Annotated in this window: 18 protein-coding genes; 9 read left to right on the top strand and 9 right to left on the bottom strand. The window is 70.5% G+C overall.

Annotated features, from left to right (window positions below; genetic code table 11):
- Positions 1–142 precede the first annotated feature (142 nt).
- Complete coding sequence (locus tag ACU5E9_RS19160; RefSeq protein ID WP_456811471.1) at positions 143–1,624, top strand: DEAD/DEAH box helicase; 1,482 nt, start codon at positions 143–145, stop codon at positions 1,622–1,624.
- 172 nt (positions 1,625–1,796) lie between these two features.
- Here the strand turns inward: ACU5E9_RS19160 and ACU5E9_RS19155 are convergent, their stop codons facing one another.
- The 4 genes from ACU5E9_RS19155 to ACU5E9_RS19140 form a co-directional block, all read right to left on the bottom strand.
- Complete coding sequence (locus ACU5E9_RS19155) at positions 1,797–2,324, bottom strand: MarR family winged helix-turn-helix transcriptional regulator (protein ID WP_456811470.1); 528 nt, start codon at positions 2,322–2,324, stop codon at positions 1,797–1,799.
- 1 nt (position 2,325) lies between these two features.
- Positions 2,326–2,937: a DJ-1/PfpI family protein gene (locus ACU5E9_RS19150; RefSeq protein ID WP_456811469.1), complete on the bottom strand. Its 612-nt coding sequence runs from the start codon at positions 2,935–2,937 to the stop codon at positions 2,326–2,328.
- Positions 2,938–2,972: 35 nt separating this feature from the next.
- Complete coding sequence (locus ACU5E9_RS19145) at positions 2,973–4,676, bottom strand: sensor histidine kinase (protein WP_456811468.1); 1,704 nt, start codon at positions 4,674–4,676, stop codon at positions 2,973–2,975.
- Between the two features lie 90 nt (positions 4,677–4,766).
- Complete coding sequence (locus ACU5E9_RS19140) at positions 4,767–5,639, bottom strand: PHP domain-containing protein (RefSeq protein WP_456811467.1); 873 nt, start codon at positions 5,637–5,639, stop codon at positions 4,767–4,769.
- Between the two features lie 55 nt (positions 5,640–5,694).
- Between ACU5E9_RS19140 and ACU5E9_RS19135 the strand changes: the two genes are divergently transcribed.
- Both ACU5E9_RS19135 and ACU5E9_RS19130 read left to right on the top strand, forming a co-directional pair.
- Positions 5,695–6,819, top strand: coding sequence for an endonuclease/exonuclease/phosphatase family protein (locus ACU5E9_RS19135; RefSeq protein WP_456811466.1), 1,125 nt, complete (start codon positions 5,695–5,697; stop codon positions 6,817–6,819).
- A 78-nt stretch (positions 6,820–6,897) separates the two neighbouring features.
- Positions 6,898–8,445 (top strand): aminopeptidase P family protein, encoded by a 1,548-nt coding sequence (locus ACU5E9_RS19130; protein ID WP_456811465.1) that lies wholly within the window; start codon positions 6,898–6,900, stop codon positions 8,443–8,445.
- 128 nt (positions 8,446–8,573) lie between these two features.
- On the opposite strand, the gene ACU5E9_RS19125 is transcribed toward ACU5E9_RS19130, so the two are convergent.
- A complete protein-coding gene (locus ACU5E9_RS19125; protein WP_456811464.1) occupies positions 8,574–9,269 on the bottom strand; it encodes a general stress protein in 696 nt (231 codons plus the stop codon).
- A gap of 171 nt (positions 9,270–9,440) precedes the next feature.
- Here ACU5E9_RS19125 and ACU5E9_RS19120 point away from each other — a divergent pair, with 171 nt between their 5' ends.
- From ACU5E9_RS19120 to ACU5E9_RS19105, 4 genes are all read left to right on the top strand, one after another.
- On the top strand, positions 9,441–10,769 hold the full coding sequence (locus ACU5E9_RS19120; RefSeq protein WP_456811463.1) for a magnesium transporter MgtE N-terminal domain-containing protein: 1,329 nt from the start codon (positions 9,441–9,443) through the stop codon (positions 10,767–10,769).
- Positions 10,756–11,373 carry a DUF1003 domain-containing protein gene (locus ACU5E9_RS19115; protein ID WP_456811462.1) on the top strand — a complete coding sequence of 206 codons (618 nt, stop codon included), beginning with the start codon at positions 10,756–10,758 and terminating at the stop codon, positions 11,371–11,373. Before ACU5E9_RS19120 ends, ACU5E9_RS19115 begins: the two co-directional genes overlap by 14 nt.
- A complete protein-coding gene (locus ACU5E9_RS19110; RefSeq protein ID WP_456811461.1) occupies positions 11,366–12,541 on the top strand; it encodes a P-loop NTPase in 1,176 nt (391 codons plus the stop codon). The genes ACU5E9_RS19115 and ACU5E9_RS19110 overlap by 8 nt, the downstream gene beginning before the upstream one ends.
- 134 nt (positions 12,542–12,675) lie before the next feature.
- Positions 12,676–14,256 carry a succinic semialdehyde dehydrogenase gene (locus tag ACU5E9_RS19105; RefSeq protein WP_456811460.1) on the top strand — a complete coding sequence of 527 codons (1,581 nt, stop codon included), beginning with the start codon at positions 12,676–12,678 and terminating at the stop codon, positions 14,254–14,256.
- 136 nt (positions 14,257–14,392) lie between these two features.
- Here the strand turns inward: ACU5E9_RS19105 and ACU5E9_RS19100 are convergent, their stop codons facing one another.
- Positions 14,393–14,782: a twin-arginine translocase TatA/TatE family subunit gene (locus ACU5E9_RS19100; RefSeq protein WP_456811459.1), complete on the bottom strand. Its 390-nt coding sequence runs from the start codon at positions 14,780–14,782 to the stop codon at positions 14,393–14,395.
- 88 nt (positions 14,783–14,870) lie between these two features.
- On the opposite strand from ACU5E9_RS19100, the gene ACU5E9_RS19095 reads away from it, so the two are divergent.
- Positions 14,871–15,503, top strand: coding sequence for an O-methyltransferase (locus tag ACU5E9_RS19095; RefSeq protein ID WP_456811458.1), 633 nt, complete (start codon positions 14,871–14,873; stop codon positions 15,501–15,503).
- 113 nt (positions 15,504–15,616) lie between these two features.
- Here ACU5E9_RS19095 and ACU5E9_RS19090 read toward each other — a convergent pair whose 3' ends face one another.
- From ACU5E9_RS19090 to dapE, 3 genes are all read right to left on the bottom strand, one after another.
- Entirely contained in the window at positions 15,617–15,793 is a 177-nt protein-coding gene (locus ACU5E9_RS19090; protein ID WP_084021373.1) for a DUF3117 domain-containing protein, read from the bottom strand.
- 62 nt (positions 15,794–15,855) lie between these two features.
- Positions 15,856–17,094: a hypothetical protein gene (locus ACU5E9_RS19085; protein ID WP_456811457.1), complete on the bottom strand. Its 1,239-nt coding sequence runs from the start codon at positions 17,092–17,094 to the stop codon at positions 15,856–15,858.
- Positions 17,095–17,096: 2 nt separating this feature from the next.
- Complete coding sequence (gene dapE, locus ACU5E9_RS19080; protein ID WP_456813581.1) at positions 17,097–18,158, bottom strand: succinyl-diaminopimelate desuccinylase; 1,062 nt, start codon at positions 18,156–18,158, stop codon at positions 17,097–17,099.
- Positions 18,159–18,232: 74 nt separating this feature from the next.
- Here dapE and dapD point away from each other — a divergent pair, with 74 nt between their 5' ends.
- Positions 18,233–19,228: a 2,3,4,5-tetrahydropyridine-2,6-dicarboxylate N-succinyltransferase gene (gene dapD, locus ACU5E9_RS19075; protein ID WP_456811456.1), complete on the top strand. Its 996-nt coding sequence runs from the start codon at positions 18,233–18,235 to the stop codon at positions 19,226–19,228.
- Positions 19,229–19,235: the final 7 nt, after the last annotated feature.

Here is a 19,235-nt window from a genome sequence, read left to right as displayed (position 1 = left end):
GGGGTGGGCTCGCCGCACGGCCACCTGCCTTTGCACAGGGCCGCCCTATAGTCTGGTGTCATTCACCGGCAATGGACCGGTGGACTTGCGCCTGAGGCAAAGACGGGCGCATCCCGCTTCGAGCTAGACAGGCAACCACAAAGTGACCTTCACTGAACTCAATATCGACCAGGACATGGTCGAGGCTCTCGCCGCGAAAGGCATCCTGGAGCCGTTCCCCATCCAGACGCAGACCATCCCCCTCGCCCTCAGCGGCCAGGACATCATCGGCCAGGCCAAGACCGGAACCGGTAAGACCCTCGGCTTCGGGCTTCCCCTGATCCAGCGCCTCGGCCTCAACCCCGAGCCCGGCGTGCAGGCCCTGGTCGTCGTGCCCACCCGCGAACTGTGTGTTCAGGTCAGTGAAGACCTCGAGCTCGCCGCGAGCAACCGTGGCACCACCGTCGTCTCCATCTACGGCGGCAAGGCCTACGAGGGCCAGATCGAGCAGCTCAAGGCCGGCGCGCAGATCGTCGTCGGAACCCCCGGTCGCCTGCTGGACCTCGCCAGCCAGCGCCTGCTCAGCCTCGCCAACGTGCGCGAGATGGTGCTCGACGAGGCCGACAAGATGCTCGACCTCGGCTTCCTCGCCGACATCGAGAAGCTGTTCGCGCAGACTCCGGCCACCCGCCACACCATGCTCTTCTCGGCCACCATGCCCGGCCCGATCGTGGCCCTGGCCCGCCGCTTCATGAGCAAGCCCATCCACATCCGTGCGAGCGACCCCGACGAGGGCCTCATGCAGGCCAACATCGAGCACCTCGTCTACCGCGCGCACAACATGGACAAGGACGAGGTCATCGGCCGCATCCTGATGGCCGAGGGTCGCGGCAAGACCGTGATCTTCACCCGCACCAAGCGCGCCGCCGCGAAGCTCGTCGAGGAGCTCGGCGACCGCGGCTTCAACGCCACCGCTGTGCACGGAGACCTCAACCAGGAGCAGCGTGAGCGCGCCATGGCGTCGTTCAAGGCCGGCAAGAAGGACATCCTCATCGCCACGGACGTCGCCGCCCGCGGCATCGACGTCGACGACGTCACCCACGTGATCAACCACACGATTCCCGAAGACGAGAAGGCCTACCTGCACCGCGTGGGCCGCACCGGCCGCGCGGGCAAGACCGGTATTGCGGTCACGTTCGTGGACTGGGACGACATGCCCAAGTGGACCCTGATCAACAAGGCCCTCGACTTCGGCACCCCGGAGCCGCAGGAGACCTACTCCTCGTCGCCGCACCTCTACACCGACCTGAACATCCCCGCCGGGTCGAAGGGCCGCCTGCGTGCGACCCCGATCAAGGAAACCGTGCCCGGCGCCGCATCCGGCCGTGACGCCAACCGCGGCGGCCGCAGCGACAGCCGCTCCGGCGGTCGCTCGGACGCCGGACGTTCGGGTTCCGCCCGGTCGTCCGACCAGGCCAGCCGCCCGCGCACCCGCGTCGGCAGCAGCACCAACCCGGATGCCCCCGCGGCCACGCCGGCAGCGGGCACCCACGACGGTGGCGGCACCGAGCACCACGACGGAAACAGCGCCCCGCGCCGCCGCAGCCGCACCCGCCGCCGTTCCCCGCAGGCGCCGACCGCGTAGCGGCGCAGCGAATTGCCCGGACGGCCCCCTGACCTCGTGTCAGGGGGCCGTTTCCGTCTTCTCGGCGCCGACCGTTTCGCCGACTTCCGCGAAAGTGCCCCTTCAACTGCCGGGAAGGGGCAATCTGCCGCAACTCGCTGCCTCGAACTGGCGCTGTCGCTATGCGGAAGGGTCAGGCGCCGGCGCGGTAGCCGCGGGATGCGTCGATGACGCGACGCATGGTGGCCAGGGCGTGCCGCAGCTCATCCTCCCCCACCTCGGCCGCGACCTGATTGGCCCAGGCGTGCTGCGATGCGGCCAGCCGGTCCACGGCATCCCGGCCCGCTGTCGTGGGCTCGAGCAGCTTCGCGCGCCGGTGCGCGGGATTGTCCGTGTACACGGCCCAGCGGCGTTCCACCAGGATGTCCGCCACCCGCTGCACGCTCTGCCTGGCCAGGCCCAACCCCACCCGGCGGGCGATCTCCGCCACCGGCAGGGGTTCGGTCAAGGTGGCGCCGAGCACCTGCCACCAGGCCGGGGTGAGGCCCACCGGCCTGGTCATGGTTTCGGCCGCGGCCAGGAACTCCCCGTTCAGCTCGAACGCCGGCAGCACCAGCTCGGTCAACGCGTCCCCGGCGGTCGTGCGGGGCACGCCCGCGTCGGGCGACTCCCCCGGTCCATTGCGCACCGTCGGCGTCCCGGTCGTACTCTCGGCGCCCACGTCAGGCCGGCTCAGTGCCGACAAGCGTGTCGAAGTAGTGCCGCTCCCCCGTGGTGTACAGCCCGTACCAGGCATCCGTGATGGCCGGCGGGAACAGCTCGAGCCGCCGGAAGATCGCCGCGCTGAAGTCGACGGGCGCGGTCGCCGGCGCCGTGATCAGGTCGCCGTCCTCCACCACCCGCTCGTCAAGGTACCGGTCAGCGCCGCCGTAGCCGGACGCGGCGAGGAAGTCCGGTGCGTTGCTGGTGTGCGTGCGGGTGTCGAGCACCCCGGCGCGGGCCAGGCCGAACGTGGCCCCGCAGATGGCGGCCACCGGTGTGTGCCGCTCAAGCAGGGTGCGGGCCAGCGCCAGGGCCCGATCGTGGCCGTCGAACCAGGTGTCGGCACCGGGCAGCACGAGCATTGCCACGTCATCGGCCGTCACGTCGCCGATGGCGCCGTCGGTCTGCAGCCGCAGGCGGCCCTTGGTGGTGACGATGTCGGGCCCGTCGGCCAGCACCCGGAACCGGAACCGGTCCGGCTGCATCTCGGCCGCCATCGCCAGCCCGCTCGTGAGATAGGAGTACTCCCAGTCGGCCATCGTGTCGGTTGCGTACAGAATGATGTCCCGCATGATTGCTCCCTTCGAAATGACAGGATGCGGTCATGCTAAATCGATGACAGCACGCTGTCAACGGTCGGTTGCACCGGGAGGGAGGCGCTGACCAGTGGCAGGCGGATCTCCACAGTGGTGCCCACGCCGAGCGTGCTGGCCGCCGTGATGGAGCCATGGTGAGCGTCCACGATGATCTTCGCGGTCGTGAGACCGAGACCCGCCCCGGCGATCATCCCGGTGCGCGCCGACTGTGCGCGGAAGAAGCGCTCGAACATCCGCTTCCGGTCGTCGTCGGTCATGCCAACTCCGGTGTCGGTGATGCGCACGACGGCGTCGGTCGCGTCCGTCGACACCGACAGCTCGATCCGGCCGTCCGGCCGGTTGAACTTGAGGGCGTTGGAGAGCACCTTGTCGAACACGTCCCCGAGCCGGTCGGCATCCACCTCGGCCACGACGGGACCGCTGTCGGTGCCGACAACCTGGATGCCCGCAGCATCGGCCTGCCGCCGGATCGTGTTGACCGAGTTCAGGGCCACCGCGGCCACATCGAACGGGCGCCGGTCCGACGGCGGTTCGCCCTGCGCGGTGAGCAGCAGGTCGTTGACCAGCTTGAGGAGCCGGTCGGTGTTGCGCTGGATGACCTCGAATTCCTGCGCGATCCCGGTGTCCTCGAGGTCGAGGGCCTCCTCGATGATCTCGAGGTACCCGATCATCGAGGTCAACGGCGTGCGCAACTCGTGGCTCACCGTTTCGAGGAACTCATCGCGGGTGCGGGCCAGCGGCGTGACGTCGTGCGAGGCCACGACGGTACCGATCAGCTCGCCGGATGCCCGCCGCACATACTGGGACGTCGACATGATGGCCCGCTGCGCGTCCCCGGTGCCCACCCAGTAGGCCCGTCGGGTGACGAGTTGCCCGCGGGCGGCACGCGCCAGGACCTGGTCGAACCGAGGGATGGGCGTGATCCGGTCGTCGGCGAACTCCGCCGGATCCAGCTCCTCCGACCGGGACAACACGGCGAGGGTCCTGGCGGTGTCGTTGGTGAGCATGATGTGACCATCCGGCGCGTACAGCGTGATGGCCGCGTCGACGGTGTCCACGACCGCCAGCGTCGTCGACGCCGCATCGATTCCCTGGGCGATGGAAACCCGCAGCGCCTCAGCGCCCTCCTTCCCCTTGGCGACGGAGACCCGGAGCGCCTCGGCACCCTCGACCCCAGCGGCGACCGATACGCGCAATTTCTCGTCGCTGACCGCTCCGCTGGCGACGGCCACCCGCAGGTTCTCGTCAGCCTCCAGCCCACTCTCCACGGCCATCCGCAGGTGCTCATCGCTGGCGCGCCCCTTGGCCAGCGCCGCGCGCAGCTTCTCGTCGCCCGCCCGGCCCTGTGCCACCATCACTCGCAGCCGGCGGGCAACGGTGACCCGTTTCTCGTTCGACACCCGCAGGGCCTCGTCGCCGGCCAATCCGTTCCGCACGGCGATGCGCAGCTTGTCATAGCTCGCCGCCAGCCGGCTGCGCTGGGCACGGCCGTTGGCCGTACCCACACTGAAGAGGTAGATAGCAATGAGGGCCGCGAGGACGGGCGCGATCGTTGAGGTCCATTCCCCCGTCGTTCCCGGCCACCGTCCTGCGCCGATCAACGGTGCGCTGGAGCCGGCGACGATAACGGCCAGCAGGGCGATCTGGACCCAGTAGAGGGCACTCCAGAGAACCCGGCGCTCGGGTTCGGTCGAGGGGTCGTTGCTCGCGGACATGGCAGCCCTCTCCTCAGTCGTGACTGAGCGGGGTCTGGGCTCTCATCCTGCGTGTGGTCCGAGCTTAGCGATCGCGCGGCCGCGGGAGGCTCAGGCGGCGAAAACCGGTTCGGACCCGCGGCCCTCGCCGACCAGGCGTTCGAGCACATCGGGCGTCGTCGTATTCTCGCCGAGCCGGTTGGGCTTGCCCTCGCCGTGGTAGTCGCTGGAGCCGGTGATGGCGAGGCCGTACTTCTCGGCGAGCATGGTCAGCCGTGCGGTGGCCTCCGGTTTGTTCTCGCGGTGCCGCAGCTCCAGGCCGAACAGGCCGGCGTCCACGAGGGCGGCCAGCCGGCTCTCCGCCATCACGTCCGCGACGCCGCGGGTGGCCGGATGCGCGATCACGGGCACTCCCCCGGCGGCGCGCACCAGGGCGACGGCGCGCAAGGGGTCAGGGGCGTAGTGCGGCTGGTAGTACCCGGCCTCCCAGTGCAGGATTCCGGCGAAGGCCTCGCTGCGGGTCAGCGCGAGCCCATTGGCGACCAGGGCGTCGGCAATGTGCGGCCGGCCGACCGTGCCGCCGGTGGTGGTCTGGGCCAGCACGTCGTCCCAGGTGATCTCGTAGTCGGCGCCGATCCGGGCCACCATCTGCTCCGCACGGGTGAGCCGGGCCTTGCGGATGTGCGCGGTCTCGGCCACGATCCCCGCATCCGACGGGTCGAACAGGTAGGCGAGCAGGTGGATGCTGGCGTGGCCGACCCGGGTGCTGAACTCCATGCCCGGGATCAGGGTGATGCCCGCGGTGCGGGCGGCGACCGACGCTTCCGACCAGCCGGCGGTGGAGTCATGGTCGGTGAGCGCCACGGTGCCGAGCCCCGCGGCCGCTGCCGCGCGCACGAGCTGGGAGGGGGTCTCGGTGCCGTCAGAGACGCTGGAGTGAGTGTGTAGGTCGATCGGACCTGTGAAACGCCGTTCGACTGCCATGTGCTCATGTTAGTTGGAGCGAGCTGGCAGGAAGTTCCCTTACAGTGACTGGTCTATGTTCCCCACCCTTGTGCGCAGTGTCGTCGTTCTGGCCACAGCCGCCATCCTGGCCGTGCTTGCCTGGCCGCAGTTCATCGGCCTGCAGAACGCCTGGGTCGTGGCGCACGCGGTATCGCTGCGCGGTCTGGCCGTTCTGGTGGCGGCCGCCCTGTTGGTCGTTCTCGCCGTCCTGCTGCTCCTGGTTCGGCGCTGGCGCGGTACGACGGCGCTCCTGATGGTGCTCCTGCTGGCCTTCGGTGCCGTGAACACCGGCATCCTGCTGCACCGGGGCGTCGATGCGGACGCGGCCGACACGGTCGGGTCGGCGACAACCGGCGACGCTGCCGATGCACAGACTGCCGACGCACCCGCTGCCGAGACGACGCCCGGGGCCACCGCCGCGCCGGCGTCCTCGATCACGGTGCTGAGCTGGAACACGCTCGGTGACGCGCCGGGAGCTGCGGCCATCGCCGCGCTCGCCGTGGCGGAGGATGCGGACGTGCTCACCCTGCCGGAGACCACCGAGGAGACCGGGGTGCTCATCGCCGAGGCCCTGCGCGCCGCCGGCCGGCCGATGTGGGTGCACACGGTGTCGTTCGACCTCATCTCCAAGGCACGGTCGACGACCCTGCTGATCAGCCCGGACCTCGGCGACTACACGGTCACCTCCGCGGCCGGTTCCGGTCCGCCCGGCAACACCAACGTGCTGCCGACGGTGGTCGCCACTCCCGTTGACGGCGCCGGCCCCACGATCATCGCGGTGCACGCCGTGGCCCCGATCCAGTGGGAGATGTCGAACTGGCGCTCCGACCTCGACTACCTGGCCACGCAGTGCGGCTCCGGCCAGGCCGGCAGCGCCGGGGTGATCATGGCGGGCGATTTCAACGCCACCCTCGACCACTTCTCCGGCCGGGCCACGTCGGCGGGCGCCGTGCTCGGCGACTGCCGGGACGCCGCCGTGGCAGCCGGATCCGGCGGCCTGGGCACCTGGCCCGCCTCGGCGCCCATGCTGCTCGGCGCCCCCATCGACCATGTGCTCGCCACCGCCGACTGGCGGGTGCGGGGCATGCGGGTGATCGACACCGAGAACGACGCGGGCAGCGACCACCGACCGATCGTGGCCACGCTGACCACCGACTGACCCGCCCCGCCGTCGCCCCGCCATTCCCCGCCTGCGCCCGACGGCGCGGCCGGCACCGCCTGGTGGGACAATGGAGGAATGGCTGACTCCACCGAAACCGCTCCCGCTCCCGCCCCCGCCGCCCGTTCGAACGAGAACCGGTCGACCACCCCCGGTTCTGTGGGGTTCAAGGAGTACATCTCCAGTGGCTGGGCCGAGCGCACCGAACCGGTGCCGGCCGCCCGCGAGCAGGCCCCGTTCGCGGCCGCACGCCGGGAGCGCATCTCGCAGCTCTACCCGGGCCACCGCCTGATCGTGCCGGCCGGCCGCCTCAAGCAGCGCGCCAACGACACCGACTACCCGTTCCGGGCCCACTCCGCGTTCGCGCACCTCACCGGTTGGGGCAGCGACTCGGAGCCCGGCGCCGTGCTGGTGTTCGAGCCCACCGGCACCGGCCACGAGGCCACAATCTACTTCCGGGAGCGCGCCGGCCGCGACTCCGACGAGTTCTACGCCAACTCCGAGATCGGCGAATTCTGGATCGGCCCGCGCCCCTCCATCGCCCAGGTCGCCGGCGACCTCGGCATCACGGTGCACGGCATCGACGGCTTCGCCGACGTGCTCCGCCGCGTGGACAGCGAGACCCTGCTCGTGCGCGAGGCCGACCCGTTCCTCACCGGCCAGGTCGACGACGCGCGCCTCCGCAACGCGGCCGAGAAGATGATCACCGGAAACGGCTCCGACGCCCCCTTCAGCATCGAGATCAACGACGCGCACGACGCGGACGCCGGCCTCGCCCGTGACCTGTCCGAGCTGCGGCTGGTCAAGGACGCCTACGAGATCGGCCAGATGCGCCTCGCCGTGGCGGCCACCGCACGCGGCTTCGAAGATGTCATCCGCGACCTGCCCCGCTCCAGCACGCACGCGCGCGGCGAACGACTCGTCGAGGGCGTCTTCAACACCCGCGCCCGCGCCGACGGCAACACCGTCGGCTACGACACCATCGCCGCCTCCGGCCCGCACGCCTGCATCCTGCACTGGACCCGCAACGACGGCCCCGTCGTTCCCGGCGATGTCATGCTCATGGACGCTGGTGTCGAGGTGGACAGCTACTACACCGCCGACATCACCCGCACCCTGCCCGTCACGGGAACGTTCACGGATGTGCAGCGCCGCGTCTACGACGCCGTGCGCGAGGCCGCGGATGCCGCCTTCCTGGTGGCCAGGCCCGGCGCGATCTTCCGCGAGGTGCACGCCGCCGCGATGGCGGTCATCGCCCGGCACACCGCCGAGTGGGGCATGCTGCCCGTCACCGCGGAGGAGGCGCTCAAGCCCGAGAACGGCCAGCACCGCCGCTACATGGTGCACGGCACCAGCCACCACCTCGGCCTCGACGTGCACGACTGCGCGCAGGCCCGGCGCGACATGTACATGGACGGCGTGATCGAGCCCGGCATGGTCTTCACCATCGAGCCCGGCCTGTACTTCCAGCCGGACGACCTCACCGTGCCGGCCGAGTACCGCGGCATCGGCGTGCGCATCGAGGACGACATCCTGATCACCGAGACCGGCGCCGAGAACCTCTCGGCCGGCATCCCGCGCGAGTCGGCCGCGGTCGAGGCCTGGATGGCCGCCCTGCAGTCCTAACTCCCCGGCCGCCCGCTCCCACAACTGGTCCCCGTGCGGACAAATGGTCCCGGTGTGCCGGGTGCATTTGTCCGCACGGGGAACAGTTACGGGTCGCGAGACCGGGTCGGGCGACAGGCCGCGGCTGGTTAGCGGGCGGGGTCGATCGGGCCGGAGACCGGCGGTGCCGGCTGGATCGGGCCGGCTGCCGGCGGTGCTGAGACCGGCGGCGCGGTCTCGCCGTAGGCGGGCGGCGCGGTCGGCTGCTCCCCCGCCGCATCGGCGGGCGGGGCCGTGGGCGGCTCGGGCGCCGAGCGCGGCGGGTCAGACGGATGCGGCGCGGCCGCGGCGGGCTCGCCCTGACCGGCGAGCAGGTTGCGGGCCTTGTTCAACAGCTCCACGTCCACGATCACCTGGTAGTTGCCGGCGATCACCTGCATTGTCGAGGTGAAGTCCTTGCGCCGGCGGTTGAGCGCGTAGCTGACCAGCCCGAAGAGCATGCCGAACCCGGCGCCCATCAGCACCGCCGCGAACACGAACGGCAGGCCGGCGCCGTCGGGCGAGAAGATGAAGAACAACAGCCCGAAGAACACACCGAGCCAGGCACCGGATGCGGCGCCGGCCAGCGCGACCCGGCTCCACGTGAGCTTGCCGGTGACACGCTCGACCGTCTTGAGGTCGTTGCCCACGATCGACAGCTGTTTCACCGGGAAGTCAGCCTTCGCGAGCAGGTCAACGGCCAACTGGGCTTCGTTGTAGGTCTCGTATGTCTCCAGCACCTCGCCCTTGGGCAGAACTGGGTACAGTGCGGAGGCGCGACCGCCGAATGGGCTCTGATTGGTCATGAACCCATTCTTTCACGGCCGCCGGGAATCCCCGATGAGCCCGCTGTGCATCCGTTGGGAGAATGCCCCGGTCACCGGGCTGCCACCCCGCCGGCACCGCACCGCGCCGACCCGGCTCCGCACCGGCCCGGCACCGGCCTCCGCGCAGCCCGCACAAGCTAAGTTATAGGTGTGGCAAACACCAGAGTCTTCGTCGCCCGTCTGGCCGGGTGCAACGTCTTCGACCCCGCGGGCGACCGCGTGGGCAAGGTCCGCGACGTGCTGGTGGTCTACCGAAAAGACGACCCGCCCCGGGTGGTCGGCCTGATCGTCGAGATCCCCGGCAAACGCCGCGTGTTCGTCTCCATCGGCCGGGTCACCAGCATCGGCAGCGGGCAGATCATCACCACCGGACTCATCAACGTGCGCCGCTTCGAGCAGCGCGGCGGTGAGGTGCGCGTGATCGCCGAGATGCTCGGCCGCAAGGTCGCGTTCAACGACGGCTCAGGCGAGGCCACCATCGAAGACGTCGCCATCGAGGAGTCCGGCCAGGGCGATTGGGCGATCGGTCAGCTCTTCGTGCGCCGGCCCAAGACCGGTTCATCGCCGTTCGCCAAGGGTGCCACGGCGTTCGCGAACTGGGCCGAGGTGTACGAGAAGGTCACAGCCGGCCAGTCCCAGTCGGCCGAACAGCTCATCGCCACCTACTCCGACATGAAGCCCGCCGACCTCGCGAACACCCTGCTCGACCTGCCGCGCCAGCGCATGTTCGAGGTGGCGGAGGAACTGCCCGACGGCCGCCTGGCCGACGTGCTCGAGGAGATGCCCGAAAGCGAGCAGGTCGGCATCCTCACCCGGCTCGGCGACTCCCGCGCCGCCGAGGTGCTCGACCACATGCAGCCCGACGACGCGGCCGACCTCATCGCGCAGCTGCCGGAGGAACGCGGCGAGCACCTGCTCGACCTGATGGAGCCCGAAGAGGCCGACGACGTCCGGTTCCTGCTGTCCTACGCCCCCGACACCGCCGGCGGCCTGATGACCACCGAGCCGATCATCGTCTCCGCCGACGCCACCGTGGCCGAGGGCCTGGCCCTCATCCGCCGGCACGACCTCGCCCCCGCGCTGGGCGCGGCGATCTGCGTCACCCTGCCGCCGTACGAACCGCCCACCGGCCGGTTCCTGGGCATGGTGCACTTCCAGCGGATGCTGCGCTACCCGCCGCACGAACGCCTCGGCACCCTGCTCGACCTGGGCCTGGAGCCGGTCACCGCGGAAACCTCCGCGGCCGAGGTCAGCCGCATCCTCGCGAGCTACGACCTGGTCTCCGTGCCCGTCGTCGACGAGAACCACCGACTCGTCGGGGTGGTGACGATTGATGACGTGCTCGACTACCTGCTGCCGGACGACTGGCGAAGTCACGACGACGGCGACGAGGTACGCAAACGTGCCACGGCGAGAACCCAGCTCGTAACGGGAAGCATCCCCCTGCCAGGACGGAGGCACGGCAATGGCACGCGCTAACAAGAGCGAACTGCGCCTCGACACCCCCAAGGGCCTGCGCACCACCAACCTCGTCGGCCGCAAGCGCGGCGGGCGCAGCAACGACCGGTTCGGCCGGTTCACCGAGGCGATCGCCCGCGGCATGGGCACGCCCTGGTTCCTGCTGGGTCTCAGCCTGTTCACGGTCTTCTGGATCGCCTGGAACACCCTGTCCCCGCTCCCCCTGCGCTTCGACTCGATCGAGCTCGGCTTCATCGCGCTCACCCTGGTGCTGTCGCTGCAGGCGTCGTACGCCGCCCCGCTGATCCTGCTCGCGCAGAACCGGCAGGACGACCGCGACCGGGTGCAGTTCGAGCAGGACCGGCAACGCGCCGAACGCAACCTGGCCGACACGGAGTACCTCGCCCGCGAGGTCGTGGCGCTGCGCCTGGGCATGAAGGACCTCGCCTCGAAGGACTTCCTGCGCGCCGAGTTGCGGGCCATGCTCGACAACCTCGACCAGCGCGATGAGCAGGCGCGCCGCGAAAACGAAGCCGCCCGTGACCGGGAAAGCCGGGAGCTGGAGAGCCGGGAACGCGAAGCGAGCCCCCGAACCGCCCCGCACGAGGTGCACCCGTTTGACTGAGTACGATCCGGCGTCGACCGAGCACCGGGTGCAGGCCGCCCTCACCCGCGTCATCGACCCCGAGATCCGCAAGCCCATCACCGAGCTGGACATGGTCTCCGGTGTCACGGTCGACGCCGACGGCGGCGCGACCGTGGACATCCGCCTCACCATCGCGGGCTGCCCGGCGGCCACGCGCATCGAAACGGATGTGCGCCAGGCCGCCGAGTCCGTCGTGGGAGCGGGCCTGGCCCGGGTGGTGGTCTCCGTGATGACGCCCGAGCAGCGTCGCGCCATGACCGAGAAGCTGCGCGGCGGGCAGGGCGCCCGGAGCCTGCAGTTCGGGCCGGACTCGCTCACGCAGATCTATGCCATCACCAGCGGCAAGGGCGGCGTCGGCAAGTCCACCGTCACCGCCAACCTCGCGGTGGCCCTGGCCGCCAGGGGCTTGCGAGTGGGCATCGTCGATGCCGACGTCTACGGCTTCTCCATCCCCGGCCTGCTCGGCCTGGTCACCCCGCCCGGGGTGCCCGGCGGCCAGCCCGGCATGGTCAAGCCCACTCAGGTGGGCGACATGATCCTGCCGCCGATCGGCTTCGAGGTGAAGGTCATCTCGATCGGCATGTTCGTCGACGACACCTCCGTGGCCGTCGCCTGGCGCGGGCCGATGCTGCACCGCACCATCACCCAGTTCCTCACCGAGGTGTACTTCGGCGACCTCGACATCCTGCTGCTCGACCTGCCGCCGGGCACCGGCGACATCGCCATCTCGGTGGGGCAGCTGCTGCCGCACGCCGAGGTCATCGTCGTCACCACGCCGCAGCCGGCCGCGTCCGACATCTCCGAGCGCAGCGGCGCCGTCGCGCGGCAGACCGGCCAGAAGATCTACGGCGTGATCGAGAACATGTCCGGGCTCATGCAGCCCGACGGCACCCTGTTGGAGATCTTCGGCGCCGGCGGTGGCGCGGAGGTCGCCGCCCGGCTCTCCGCCGGCCAGGACACCCTGGTGCCCCTGCTCGGCCAGGTGCCGCTGTCCGTGGCCCTCCGCAGCGGCGGCGACACCGGCCTGCCGGTCGTGCTCGGCGACCCGGCCGACCCCGCCGCCGTGGCCATCCAGGCCATCGCGGAGCGTCTGGCTACCCGCGGTCGCGGCCTGGCCGGGCTGAGCCTGGGCATCTCGCCGCGCTGACCCGAGCCCGGGCGGCGCCCGGGCGGCGGCCGAGCGGCGGCCGAGCGGCGGCCGAGCGGCGGCCGGATGCGACCGGCTGCGACCCGGCTGTGTGACCCGGCACGCGCCCGGCCGGCGTGTCTAGACTGGCCAGCATGACTGCTCCCACAGCGCCTTCATCAGCCGTTCCCGCCGCCCACAGGGGCCTGGCGTTCATCGTCGACCTGGACCGCGACATCCGCTCGAGCACGGGCGAGACGGCCACGGTCATCGCCCCATTCACCGGGGTGGCGTTGCACGAGCTGCCCCTCAGCGACGAGCGCGATGTGGCGGATGCCTATGCCCGCGCCCGGCTCGCCCAGATCGCCTGGGCGCGCTCCGGGTTCGCCCACCGCCGGGCCGTGCTGTTGCGCGCCCACGACCTGCTGCTTTCCCGCCGTGAGGAGCTGCTGGACATCCTGCAGACCGAGACCGGCAAGACCCGCGGGCAGGCCTTCGAGGAGGTCTTCCAGGCCGCCGGCGTCACCCGCTACAACGCCCTGGCCGCCCGCCGGGTGCTCGGCGGTGAGCGGCGCCACTCCGGCCTGCCCGCCCTCGTCACCACCCGGGTGCGCTACCGGCCCAAGGGCGTGGCCGGTGTCATCACCCCGTGGAACTTCCCGCTGAGCCTGGCCGCGATGGACGTCGTGCCGGCCCTGGCCGCCGGCTGCGGGGTGGTGCAGAAGGCCGATAACCAGGGCGCCCTGAGCATCCTGCTGCTGCGTCGCGCGTTCATCGACGCCGGCGTGCCCGCCGACCTGTGGGCCGTCGTCGCCGGTGACGGCGGCCGGATCGGCGGCGCCGTCACCGCCGGCGCCGACTACGTCTGCTTCACCGGTTCCACCGCCACCGGGATCCGGGTGGCCGACCAGGCCGCCAGCACGCTCACCGGGGCGTCCCTCGAGCTCGGCGGCAAGAACCCGATGATCGTGCTCGACGATGTCGACCCGCACCGCGCCGCCGCCCAGGCCGCGTACGCCTGCTTCTCGTCCCTGGGGCAGCTCTGCGTCTCGATCGAGCGCATCTACGTGCAGCGGAGCGTGTCCGACCAGTTCCTGCGCGAGTTCGTGACCGTCACCCGGGCGCTGCTGCTCGGTTCCGCGCTCGATTACAGCGCGGATGTGGGCTCACTCACCTCGCAGGCCCAGCTCGACCGGGTGATCGAGCATGTGGCCGACGCCGTGGGCCACGGCGCCACCGTGCAGGCCGGCGGGCGGGCCCGGCCCGACCTGGGCCCGTACTTCTTCGAACCGACCATCCTCACCGGGGTCACCCCGGCGATGCTCTGCCACGCCGGCGAGACGTTCGGCCCGGTGGTGGCGGTGTCGGTCGTCGACACCGAGCAGGAAGCCATCCTCGCCGCCAACGACAGCGACTACGGCCTGAACGCCTCGGTGCTCAGCGGCTCCGGCCGGCGGGGGCTGCGGGTGGCCGAGGCCCTCGAGGCCGGCAGCGTGAACGTCAACGAGGGCTACCGGGGGTCGTTCGCCGCCGTGGACGCCCCGATGGGCGGTGTGAAGGCCTCGGGCCTGGGCCGGCGCAATGGGCCGGAGGGGCTGCTGCGGTTCGTGAACCCGGTCACCATCTCCCGCGCCACGGGCGTGCTCAGGCTGCCGGGCACCGGCGCCGAGTTCGCCCGGCTGGTGGGCCCGATGGTGCTCCTCGCCCGCATCCTAAAAGCGGCGAGGCGGCGCTAGCCGCCACCCCCGCAGGGGCGCCGAGGTTCCCATCCGCCGGTCGAGCTTGTCGAGACCCCGCGACCATGTCTACGTTCAGACGACGCTTGAGGGATCTCGACAAGCTCGATCAACGAGGTGGGCGCACTCTCGGCGGCTAGGTGGCCTCGGAGTCGAACGGCGCCGGTCCGGTCAGGGCGGCCTGGCCCTCGCGGGCGCGTTTGCGATGCAGGTAGGCGCTGTCGGGGTTCGGGCCGGCCCGGGACACCGTCGCGGACTGGGGCTTCACCGGCTCGTCCTCGGTGAGGGCTTCCCGGATGATGCGACGCGGGTCATACTGCCTGGGGTCCAGCTTCTTCCAGTCGACATCGTCGAAGTCCGGACCCATCTCGTCCTTCATCCGGTCCTTGGCGCCGTTGGCCATGTCCCGCAGCTGGCGTACCAGACGGCCGAGCTGGGCCGCGTAATGCGGCAGTTTCTCCGGTCCGAGGAGGAAGACGGCGATGATCCCTATGAGGAGGAGTTTCTCGAACGTCAGACCGAACATGCCCTCAGAATATCCCCCCGGCGAGGCGTCCCCCGACCATGGGCCCGCCCACCGTAGTCTTGACCCAATCATCTACTGGAGTTGCGGAATGTCTGACAAAGATCTGAACTGGAAATTCGCCGACGACTCGGTGGTGGAGAGCGACGCCCTGGCGCGCGCCCGGCAGCAGTCGCACGAACTGGGCATCGAAGCGATCGCCCCGTCGGTGGGCGCGCAGTCCGCCGTGATCGCCGCCGCCACCGGAGCCCGCAGCATCCTCGAGGTCGGCACCGGCGCCGGCGTCTCCGGCATCTGGCTGCTCACGGGGGCGCCGGGCGCCACCCTCACCTCGATCGACCTCGAGGTCGACCACCTGCAGCACGCCAAGGCCAACTTCCACGAGGCGGGCATCCCCACCAACCGGGTGCGGCTCATCACCGGCCGCGCCGCCGAGGTGCTGCCGCGCATGAACGAGAACTCCTACGACATCGTGTTCGTGGATGCCGACCCGCAGTCGGTCATCGAGTACGTCGAGCACGGCCTGCGCCTGGCCCGTCCGGGCGGCACCGTGCTGGTCGCGCACGCCCTCTGGCGCGGCCGGGTGGCCGACCCCGTGGCGCGCGACGAGGTCGCGACGGGCTTCCGCACCCTGCTCAACGAGATCGGCTCGTCGAAGGCCGTGATCAGCGCGCTCTCCCCCGTCGGCGACGGCCTGCTGCAGATCACCAAGCTGCGCGCCTGAGGCGCATCAGGACACAGCGCATCCGGATACACAGCGCATCCGGATACAGCAATCGGCTGTGCGGAACCCGCACAGCCGATCAGCCGGAAATCTTGTAACTACAAATCGTCTAACTACACCGCCGGGGTGACTACTCCGGCGAGCGCATCGTGAAGCTCCTTGGCTTCGGCGTCGTTCACAGAGACGACGAGTCGTCCTCCGCCCTCGAGCGGTACACGCACGATGATCAGGCGCCCCTCCTTTACAGCCTCCATTGGTCCGTCTCCGGTCCGTGGCTTCATGGCCGCCATGAACTCCCCTTCCATTCGTAGTCTGTACTCCTATTATCGACCATTCGGCCGTCAGACAGTAATTAGGGCGGGGTCCAATCGGCCCCGTCGACGCCCCAACAGAGCAGAAGCCAGCCCCATTGGCCGCAGATGAGCACCAGTGTGACCACAACGCGGTACACGACACTGCGCGGCCGGGCGAGCGCGCCGAGCAACGGGAACATCGGCATCAACAGCCGGAAGACGCTCGACTGCGGAAAGAACACCGCGAGCAGGTACAGCGCGTATGACACCACCCACAGCCGCAGGTCGATGCCGAGGCTGCGCACCCACGGCGTGAACATCACGGCCGTGAAGGCCAGGATCAGGCCGACCACCGCGAGGATGCCCACCGGCTGCCCGAGCCACCACACGCCGCTCTGGAACCAGGCGGTGAATGGCACCAGTTCCTGGTAGCCGATGTACGCCGACCGCCAGGACAGTTCGGTGTCGGTGTATGCCGTGATCGACCCGGTCACCGCCCAGGCGAGGGCCGGCCAGGCCAGGCCCATCACCCCGCTGAAGACGGCAACGGATGACGCCAGCACCGCTTCGCGTACCGGGAACGGGTCGCGCGCGCGGCTGTACCACCGGTAGCCCACGTGCAGCGCCAGGAAGAGGGCGAACGCCAGCCCGGTCGGCCGGGTGAGCGCCATCACGAAGATCACCGGCATCAGCACCAGGTACCGCCGCTCCAACACCAGCAGGAGCGCCAGGGTGAGCAGCATCAGCTGCATGGACTCGGCGTAGCCGAACTGCAAGAGCGGCGACAGCGGGGCGACGCAGAACAGCACCACGGAGAACAACGCCATCGACTGCGGCTGCACCCGCCGCATCAGCCGGTAGAACAGCAGCGCCGTGACCAGGCTGCAGGCCACCGACACGAACACGGCCACGCTCTCCCAGGGAGCCCCGGTGAGCATCATCAGCAGCCGCACCAGGACCGGGTAGCCCGGCATGAACGCCCAGGCGTTCTCGCCGACGTGGCCGTCGACGGTGACCGGCAGCACCGACGGGTAGCCGCCGACGGCGACGATGTTGTACCAGAGCGAATCCCACATCGTGGCGAAGTCCAGGTAACCGGGTTTCGCCGGCGTCCACGCGTTCTGCCCCTGCACGCTCGCCAGCACCAGCACCAGCGTCGTGGTGACGACCCGGGAGAGCAGCCAGACGGCCACGACCTTGCCCCACCAGGGCACCAGCCGGTACCGGGCGCGCCAGTGCGCCGGGACGGCGGCGGCCCCACCGCGGCGGCGCACCGTCGAGGTGCCTGCGGGCGTCACGCTCAGCCGATGGGAGCGGTCAGCCAGGCGCGCAGGGCGTCCTCGCAGTCGGTGATCTGGCTCAGCGCCACCCGCTCGTCGTCGGCGTGCGCCTTGAGCGGGTCGCCGGGTCCGTAGTTGACGGCGGGGATGCCCAGGGCCGAGAACCGGGCCACGTCGGTCCAGCCGTACTTGGGCCGCGGTTCAGCGCCGACGGCCTCGATGAACTTCAACGCGAGCGGGGCGTCCAGGCCGGGACGGGCGCCCTCGGCCAGGTCGACGACGGTGATGTCGAAGCCGGCGAATAGCTCCTCCAGGTGCGCCACCGCCTCAGCGGCGGTGCGGCTGGGGGCGAAGCGGTAGTTCACGTGCACCATGCACTCGTCGGGGATGACGTTGCCGGCGATGCCGCCGCTGATGCCCACGGCGTTCAGGCCCTCCCGGTACACCAGTCCCTCCACCTCCACCTCGCGCGGGGTGTAGGCGGCGAGGATGTCGAGGATCGGTGCGGCCTTGTGGATCGCGTTCTCGCCCACCCAGGCGCGGGCGGAGTGCGCCCGCTTGCCGAAGGTGCGCACCTCGATGCGCACGTTGCCGTTGCAGCCGCCCTCGACCTGGCTGTTGCTCGGCTCCCCCAGGATGGCGAAGTCGCCCTGGAACAGGTCGGGACGGTTCGTGGCGAGCCGGCCGAGGCCGTTGAGCGCGGCGTTGACCTCCTCGTGGTCGTACCACATCCAGGTCAGGTCGACGTTGGTGTCGGCGAGCTCGGCGGCGAGCTTGAGCTGCACGGCCACGCCGGCCTTCATGTCGGTGGTGCCGCGGCCCCAGAGGTAGTCGACGCCGTCGATGGTCTCGAACCGGGTGGGCAGGTTGTCGTTCAGCGGCACGGTGTCGATGTGCCCGGCGATCACGACCCGCTGGGCGCGGCCCAGGTTGGTGCGGGCCACGATGGTGTCGCCGTCGCGGATCACCTCGAGGTGCGGGTAGCCGGCCAGGGCCGCTTCGATCGCGTCGGCGAGCGCGGTCTCGTTGCCGGAGACCGACTCCGCGTCGCAGATGGCGCGGGTCAGCTCGATCGACGACATGCTCAGGTCGAGGGCGGGAACGGACGGGGCAGCGGCTGGGTCTACGTCTGAGGGCACCCTACTAATCTAGAGCCATGGTCACTGCGCTTCCCCCCGAACCCCTGTCAGACTCCGTCGCACCCGCAACCACACACGCCTGGGGGTACGGCCTGGCCACGATCGCCGGTGACGGCACGGTGCTCGACACCTGGTACCCGGCGCCCAAGCTGGGCGCGCTGCCGGCCGACCGGGACCGCTGGATCGTGCCCACCGAGCTGGAGGAGGCTGCCGGTCCGGACGCCCGCCGTAACGTGCGCCTCGAGGCCGTCACCGTCGAGATCGACCTGCAGGCCCCGCCCGCCGGCACCCCGGATGCGTACCTCCGCCTGCACCTGCTCTCCCACCTGCTCGTCAAGCCCAACACCATCAACCTCGACGGCATCTTCGGCCACCTGCCCAATGTGGTCTGGACCAATGCCGGGCCGGTGCTGCCGGCCGACTTCGACCGGCTCCGCCCCTCCCTGCAGCGTCACGGCATCTCGGCCAGCGGCCTGGACAAGTTCCCGCCGCTGCTCAACTACGTCTCCCCGGAGCGGGTGCGCATCGCCGACGCCTCCCGGGTGCGCCTGGGCGCCTACCTCTCCCCCGGCACCACGGTCATGCACGAGGGTTTCGTCAACTTCAACGCCGGCACCCTGGGCGTCTCGATGGTCGAGGGGCGCATCTCCCAGGGCGTCGTGGTCGGTGACGGCTCCGACATCGGCGGCGGCGCATCCATCATGGGCACGCTCTCCGGCGGCGGCACCCAGCGGGTCACCATCGGCGAACGGGCGCTGCTCGGCGCCAACTCCGGCATCGGCATCTCCATCGGCGATGACTCCGTCGTCGAGGCCGGCCTGTATGTCACCGCCGGCACCAAGGTAGTGCTGCTGGATGCCGCGCGCACCGCGGAGGGCGCCCCGCGCACGGCCAAGGCCAAGGACCTCTCCGGGGTGCCGAACCTGCTCTTCCGCCGCAACTCGATCAGCGGCGCGGTGGAGGTGCTCCCCCGCAAGGAGGGAATCGTCCTGAACGCGGCCCTGCACGCCTGACCGCCGC

The organism is Cryobacterium sp. AP23 (assembly GCF_054075385.1).
The sequence above is the reverse complement of the archived record's forward strand: the minus strand, read 5'-3'. Positions and strand labels throughout refer to the sequence as shown.